The 7,508-nt window shown below is 62.8% G+C and carries 4 protein-coding genes, 4 tRNA genes and 1 CRISPR repeat array; all 8 genes read left to right on the top strand.

Features of this window, described 5'->3' with window-relative positions:
* Positions 1–2 precede the first annotated feature (2 nt).
* Positions 3–77 (top strand) — tRNA-Gly (locus Q0J54_RS11705).
* A 20-nt stretch (positions 78–97) separates the two neighbouring features.
* A tRNA-Gly gene (locus tag Q0J54_RS11710) sits at positions 98–172 on the top strand.
* Positions 173–231: 59 nt separating this feature from the next.
* Positions 232–306, top strand: a tRNA-Gly gene (locus Q0J54_RS11715).
* Between the two features lie 343 nt (positions 307–649).
* Positions 650–2,068, top strand: a complete 1,419-nt coding sequence (gene hydG / locus Q0J54_RS11720; RefSeq protein ID WP_296305916.1) for a [FeFe] hydrogenase H-cluster radical SAM maturase HydG — start codon at positions 650–652, stop codon at positions 2,066–2,068.
* Positions 2,069–2,408: 340 nt separating this feature from the next.
* The gene (locus Q0J54_RS11725) at positions 2,409–3,374 is read left to right on the top strand and encodes a DUF362 domain-containing protein (RefSeq protein ID WP_296305917.1); all 966 of its coding nucleotides are present in this window, start codon (positions 2,409–2,411) and stop codon (positions 3,372–3,374) included.
* A 146-nt stretch (positions 3,375–3,520) separates the two neighbouring features.
* Complete coding sequence (locus tag Q0J54_RS11730) at positions 3,521–4,153, top strand: hypothetical protein (RefSeq protein ID WP_296305919.1); 633 nt, start codon at positions 3,521–3,523, stop codon at positions 4,151–4,153.
* A gap of 119 nt (positions 4,154–4,272) precedes the next feature.
* Positions 4,273–6,057 (top strand): methyltransferase domain-containing protein, encoded by a 1,785-nt coding sequence (locus Q0J54_RS11735; RefSeq protein ID WP_296305921.1) that lies wholly within the window; start codon positions 4,273–4,275, stop codon positions 6,055–6,057.
* 126 nt (positions 6,058–6,183) lie between these two features.
* Positions 6,184–6,259, top strand: a tRNA-Lys gene (locus Q0J54_RS11740).
* A 196-nt stretch (positions 6,260–6,455) separates the two neighbouring features.
* A CRISPR array of direct repeats spans positions 6,456–7,459; the repeat unit is 28 nt; unit sequence GAAACACCCCCACGGGCGTGGGGAAGAC.
* Positions 7,460–7,508: the final 49 nt, after the last annotated feature.

Raw genomic sequence — 7,508 nt, forward strand, 5'->3', positions numbered from 1 at the left:
CTGCGGGAGTAACTCAGTGGTAGAGTGCAACCTTGCCAAGGTTGAAGTCGCGGGTTCAAATCCCGTCTCCCGCTCCAGATCTTTCATCCCCTTGCTGGCGGGAATAACTCAACGGTAGAGTGTCAGCTTCCCAAGCTGAAGGTTGCGGGTTCAAATCCCGTTTCCCGCTCCAAGTGCTTTTCCGGGGACTCTGAGCGGTCCTAGGACATAACGGCCTGTGCCGTGCCCCGCGCGGGAGTAACTCAGTGGTAGAGTGCAACCTTGCCAAGGTTGAAGTCGCGGGTTCAAATCCCGTCTCCCGCTCCAATTTTTGCCCTTGCAGACCGCTGCAAGGGCTTTTTTGTTTTTCTCCGGCTTGCAAAAAAGGCCCGTCATGGGCAGACTTTCGCCGCCGGGGCATAAGTCGTTTGCCTTTCTCAAAGGCAAACAGCGAGCGGCGGCGTAGTGCCGCCCGGCCAACACCAGGCGGAAAACCGCTTTTTTTCCGCAAAACGTCAGGCCGTATGGTTTGAAACGCCAAGCGTTGCAAACGGAAAATGCGCATTGCCGCGGCGCGTCCGCCCTGCCCTTCGCCCGCCGGCGTGCGGCGGCCCGTAACGGGGCATGTGGCGCAGGCGCGGTAAACGACATACCGGCCGGGAGGCTTGCCATGTACGATGTACGCTCGCCACGAGCGGAGGAATTCATTGACCATGCGGAAGTCATGGCCACGGTACAGTATGCGCGGGAACACGCGCGGGACGCGGCCCTGCTGGACGAGATCCTTGCCCGGGCCGCCGAGCGCAAGGGGCTTGATCACCGGGAGGCGTCGGTGCTGCTGGCCTGCGAGCTGCCGGAAAAGACGGAGGCCCTTTATCGGCTGGCGCGGCAGATCAAGCTTGATTTTTACGGCAACCGCATCGTGATGTTCGCCCCGCTCTACCTTTCCAACTACTGCATCAACAGTTGCGTCTACTGCCCCTATCACGCCCAAAACAGGCACATTGCCCGAAAAAAGCTGACACAGGAGGAGGTGGCCCGCGAAGTCATCGCCCTGCAGGACATGGGGCACAAGCGGATCGCGCTGGAAGCGGGCGAGCATCCGTCCATGAATCCCATCGAGTACATCCTGGAGTGCATCGAGACCATTTACGGCATCCGGCACAGGAACGGAGCCATCAGGCGGGTCAACGTCAACATCGCGGCAACCACGGTGGAGGAATATGCCCTGCTCCACAAGGCCGGCATCGGCACCTACATCCTCTTTCAGGAGACCTACCACAGGCAGAGTTATGAAAAACTGCATCCCGTGGGGCCGAAGCATGACTATGCCTGGCACACCGAGGCCATGGATCGCGCCATGCAGGGCGGCATAGACGATGTGGGGCTGGGCGTGCTCTTCGGGCTGGAGGGCTACCGCTACGAATTCGCGGCCCTGCTCATGCACGCCGAGCATCTTGAGGCGGCCTGGGGGGTGGGCCCGCATACCATCAGCGTGCCGCGCATCAAGCGGGCGGACGACATCGACCCCGGCATGTTCGACAACGGCATCGAAGACGCGACCTTTGCCCGTATCTGCGCCTGCATCCGGGTGGCCGTGCCCTACACGGGCATGATCGTCTCCACGCGCGAAAGTCAGGCCGTGCGGGAGATGGTGTTGCCGCTGGGCATATCGCAGATCAGCGGCGCGTCACGGACCAGCGTGGGCGGCTATGATTCGCCGGAGACGCCGGAGGAGAATTCCGCGCAATTCGATGTGAGCGACCAGCGCAGCCTTGACGAGGTGGTGCGCTGGCTCATGGAACAGGGGCACATCCCCAGTTTCTGTACGGCCTGCTACCGGGAGGGCCGCACGGGCGACCGTTTCATGGCCCTGTGCAAGAGCCGGCAGATCCTCAACTGCTGCCATCCCAATGCCCTGCTGACCCTGCGGGAATATCTGGAGGACTATGCCTCCCCCGCCACGCGCGAGCTCGGGCTGGCCTGTATCGAGCGGGAGCTGGACCGCATCCCCGGCGACAAGGTCCGGGCCCGCGCCAGCGACTATCTTGGCCGCATCGCGCATGGCGAGCGGGATTTCCGGTTTTGAGGCCAGGCCCGGCGGTTGTCCGTGACGGCGCACGGGGGACTGTGCCGTTCCGTGCGGCAGATGCCGCCTGGCGACAGAGCATTTTGCCATTGAAAAGGGCGCAACGCGGGCCGGGGCATGGCGCCGCCCGGCCAAACCAGGCGGGAATCCGCGTTTTTTCGCGAAACGACAGGCCATATGGTCCTATGGTTTGAAACACAAAGCGTTGCAAACGGAAATGGCTCGCATGAGAGGATCAGGCAAAAAAATGCAAGGAACGGTACTGTTTTTTTCCTGAATATCGTGCATAAAAAAAGAAAAGGCATTGTTTTGGCATCGTTTCAGAATCAGGGAGGTTGCCATGTCCGCTGCTGATATGACGCGTCGTCACTTTCTCAAGGCCGGCGGGCTGACGCTGGGGGCCTGCATGGCGGGAGGCCTCATGCCCGCCGCGGCCGCGGCCGCCGAAGACAGGGCCACGGTCTTCTTCACCCGGGATCTCAGCGCCGAGGGTCTGAGCCGCATCTACGAGCGCGTGGCCGCCGCGCTGAGCGGCAAGGTCGCCGTCAAGCTGCATACCGGCGAACCCGGAGGCCCCAACATCCTGCCGCGCGACTGGGTGAAGGCGCTTTTGCCGCGCGTGCCCCAGCCCACCATCGTGGAGTGCAACGTGCTCTACCCCAGCCCCCGCCAGACCACGGAGGGCCATCGCGAGACCCTGCGCCGCAACGGCTGGGACTTCTGCCCCGTGGACATCATGGACGCCGAGGGCGACGCCCGGCTGCCCGTCAGCGGCGGCCGATGGATCAGGGAGCTTGCCGTGGGCAGGCATCTGCTGGACTATGATTCCCTGCTGGTGCTGACGCATTTCAAGGGACATACCATGGGCGGTTTTGGCGGCTCGCTCAAGAATATCGCCATCGGCTGCGCCTCGGGCAAGGTCGGGAAGGAGCAGCTGCATCGCGAAGGCTCGCAGCTCTGGGCAGGCGGGCCCCGCTTCATGGAACGCATGGTGGAAGGCGGCAAGGCCATCACGGATCACTTTGGCCCGCGTATGGCCTACATCAATGTGCTGCGCAATCTTTCGGTGGATTGCGACTGCGCGGGCACGGGCGCCGCGCCGGCCACCGCGCCGGACATCGGCATCCTGGCCTCCACGGATCTGCTGGCCGTGGATCAGGCCTCCGTGGATATGGTCTATGCCCTGCCGGAAGCCCAGCGCCGCGACCTTGTGGAGCGTATCGAAAGCCGCGGCGGGCTGCGCCAGCTCACATACATGCGGGAGCTGGGCATGGGCCGCGGCGTCTATGACATCGTGACCATCTGACGCCCTTCGTCAGGCATTGAGCGCCGCGCCGTGCGCCTGCCCGTCATGCCCGCAAGGGCTGACCAACGACAGCGCACGGCATTTTTTATGCGCCTGGACGGCGCGTGATGACTTGTGCCCATAGCGCATTCGGGCTAGAAACGGGCATGAGGATCGTATCCGTCGTCAGCCTGCATGTCATGGCGGCCCTGCTCTGCCTTGTGCTGGGCGGCTGCGCCGTCACCTATGATGTGGCCATCGACTCCCTGCGTGAGGGGGAGGCAGCGGGGAGCTGCTTTCTTGCCCCGGATCCGGCGCTGGAGGTGGGGGAGGACGATCTGTTGTTTCGTGAGGTCTGCTCCCTTGTGACGCCGGCGCTGGACGCACAGGGCATGCCTGTCGCCGCCTCGCGCAAGGAAGCCGCGCAGGAGGTTCTGTTGCGCTACGGCATGGACGAACCGACGACCGTCTTGCGGCAATGGACCTACCCCGACTACCAGACGGTCTTTTATCACGGCAGGGCCTTTACCGTGCGCGTGGAAAGGACCGAATGGAGCGTGCAGACCCGTTACCATGCCCGGCTCGTGCTGACGGCCCGCCGCCTGAAGGACGGCCGTCCGGGACGGCAGACCTGGCGGACGGAAATGGTGGTCAGCGGGGGCGTCGACGATCTCCGCAAGCTGCTCCGCATGGGGATCCCCGCGCTGCGGCAGGTGGTGGCCAGCCGCACTTCCGGCATATGCCGCTTTGAAGTGGCGGAGGCCCGTGATGGCGAGCTGACCGTCAGCAGCGGGGAATAGACGGATGTTCCGACCGGCGCGCGGACACTCGCCCGGCAGGCTCGGGCTTCCGGCCCCCCTGCCCGTCTGGCGGGGGACGGAGGGCGGAGCCCATGAACATGCAGGAAAAAGGATGCGGCATGCTGTCCCAGGCCTATAAAGACTATCACGGCAAGATAAATTTCGCCATCAAGAACAACTCTCATACCCAGACCTTCCTTTTTCTGCGGGAACATTGCTCACGCAAGGGCATCCTCCGGCCCAGGGTCCTGGAGGTCGGATGCAGCAACGGCTACTTCAGCGCGGCCCTGCGGGATAACGGGGTATACGTCTACGGCGTCGAGCCCTTTTCCGATGAGGCGCTCCGGCGCGGCCGGGTGGATGACTTCTTTGCCGGTACGGTGGAGGACTTCTGCGCGACAGCCCCGGAAGAGCTGCGGCAGACCTTTGATGCGATCATCCTCGGCGACGTGCTTGAGCATCTTGTCGATCCCAAGGCCATGCTCGTTTCCCTCGGCAGGTTTTTGAAGGATGACGGGGTCATTCTGGCTTCCGTGCCGAACATCACCCATGTCGGCATACGCGCCATGCTGGCGGACGGCATGTGGGACTACCAGAAATACGGCATCCTCGATGCGACGCATCTGCGTTTCTTTTCCTGGCGCACGCTGCGGGATCTTTTTCTGGAGGCCGGCTTCGGCATCGAGCGCCGCTATAACGTCCTTGTGCCGGAATTCGACGTCTACCCTTCACTTGCCGCCTGGGGGAAGCGTTCGCTGCGGCAGGAGCTTGATCCGCAGGACCATACCTTCCAGCATGTGATCATGGCCTCGCGGGAGGCCTGGCGGCGAACGACCTACCAGACGACGACGCCACAGCATATCCTCGTGCTTTCGCCCAAGCCTGACAGTGTGCTGACCCGCCTGCGCCTCATACGGCCGCTGGAGGCCTTCCTGGCCGAGCATCCCGGCAAACTTTCCGTCATCCATGCGGCTGCCTGCCCCCTCTCCCTGCTGGACTGGGCGGATGTCGTCATCGCCCACCGGGAGATCAACATGCTGGAATTCGAGTTCCTCAAGGCGGCACGGCAAAGGGAGATCCCCGTGGTCTACGATACGGACGACCTGCTGCTGCACCTGCCTCAATGGAGCCTGCACACCATACCGCCCGCCGAGCGCGCATTCATGAAAAGCACGCTGGCGCTGGCGGACAGGGTGACCTGCACCACGCCCATGCTGAAGAAGGAGCTCGAGCGGCATACGGATGCCGTGCATATCATCCCCAATGTGATCATGCCGACGATGCCCCTGCCCGATCCCCGGCAGCGGCATTACAGCAGCCAGTGTACCCTTGTGCTCGCCTCCAGTGACGCAACACTGGTGGACGGCGTCGTGCCCGTCATGTACACCCTGTTGAAAATGTTCGATTTTCTGCAATGTGTCGTCATCGGCAATGTCGCGCACAATTTTCAGTTCCCCTCGGACCGCCTGCGCTGTTTCCCGGCATGCGGCGAAGAGGAGTTTTCCGAACTGCTTGCCGGCATCGATAACGGCATCGGCCTGCTGCCGCTGGACGACAGCTTGTTCTCTTCCTGCAAATCTCCCATAAAATTCTGGCACTATACGGCGTGCGGCATCGTGTCCGTGGCTTCCCGCTGCGATCCGTATGCTCGGTATATTGATGACGGCATCAACGGCATCCTGCTCGACAATACGCCGGACGCCTGGTGTACAGGCGTGGCGCGACTGATCAGGGATCACCGCAAGCGACAGATCCTGCTGGGCAATGCGCTGAAAAAATGGCAGGCGACGGCCAGCGGCAAGGTTGCCGCCGAGGCGTGGCGCGCGCTGTTCGCGCCGCTGCCGCAACGACCCGGCAAGCAGCAGCGGGACGCACCCGCCCTGCCGGACACCGGACAGGCCTGATCCGTTTTGCGCGCCGGCCCACGTCCCGTCGGACGCGGAACGGTCATGGCAGAAGTTTTTTGCGGGAGGCCGCAAAAAAGACTTGACCTCCTGCGGGAGGAAGCGTATCTCTCTTTCCTGTCGAACGGGTCATTAGCTCAATTGGTAGAGCAGCTGACTCTTAATCAGTTGGTTCGGGGTTCGAGTCCCTGATGGCCCACCAGAGAAAACAAGCCCTTGCGGAAAAGCCCGCGAGGGCTTTTTCGTACCTTTCGGCACGCCTTCCCGCCCGCTTTTCGCGTTGGCCTGCTTGCTCGGCGCACGCTGTCGGCCTGATGCGGCGGCATCGTGCGGAAACCGCCTTCACGCCTCCACAGTTCTCCCCTGCCTGACTCATCTGCTTACGGACACAATGTCCGTCACCCCCCCCACGGGCGTGGGGAAGACCAGAGCCTTTGCACCTTCGCATAAGGCGGATGGGAAACACCCCCACGGGCGTGGGGAAGACTTCACCGGCACGACATGCAGCGGGACGGCGGCAGAAACACCCCCACGGGCGTGGGGAAGACGAAAGAGCCCGTGAACGCGCTGTGGCAGACCAGGAAACACCCCCACGGGCGTGGGGAAGACCACCCGCGAAACGGGGGAGACCGCCCCCATGTAGAAACACCCCCACGGGCGTGGGGAAGACGGTAGAGTGCTGGAAAGTATCACCCGGGAGGCAGAAACACCCCCACGGGCGTGGGGAAGACCGGCGGCTTTCGCGTCGGCGACCCTCCAACGAAGAAACACCCCCACGGGCGTGGGGAAGACGACAAGATACAGGAGCTTATGAAGATACCCTCAGAAACACCCCCACGGGCGTGGGGAAGACCGCGCCGGGCTGCACGCTGACGACGCGGACAGGGAAACACCCCCACGGGCGTGGGGAAGACAGGAAGAGAATGAAAGGGAAGGGACAAATCTGAGAAACACCCCCACGGGCGTGGGGAAGACCAAGAACAAGAAATGCCCTGATAGAAGCATGGAGAAACACCCCCACGGGCGTGGGGAAGACTTGGTATGTCCCGCTTCGGCTTCTCTGGAAGAAGAAACACCCCCACGGGCGTGGGGAAGACCAGGCGGCCCTTTTGCTGCCTGCCCCTTTTAAAGAAACACCCCCACGGGCGTGGGGAAGACACGGCCAATTCCGCGGTACAGTCCCTCCAAGCGGAAACACCCCCACGGGCGTGGGGAAGACAGTTCGGCAGTAAAGTAGCCAAACCCAGCTTGAGAAACACCCCCACGGGCGTGGGGAAGACTGGTTACCGAAAAGGTCGCCGTATTCGTGAGTAGAAACACCCCCACGGGCGTGGGGAAGATTCCGCACACATCGTGTTCACCCTCTCTTGGAAAGAAACACCCCCACGGGCGTGGGGAAGACCTGCTTCCCTCACTCCTCAGCGTGGTCCGGAAGGAAACACCCCCACGGG

This window comes from uncultured Desulfovibrio sp., from assembly GCF_944324935.1.
Lineage (GTDB): Bacteria > Desulfobacterota > Desulfovibrionia > Desulfovibrionales > Desulfovibrionaceae > Desulfovibrio.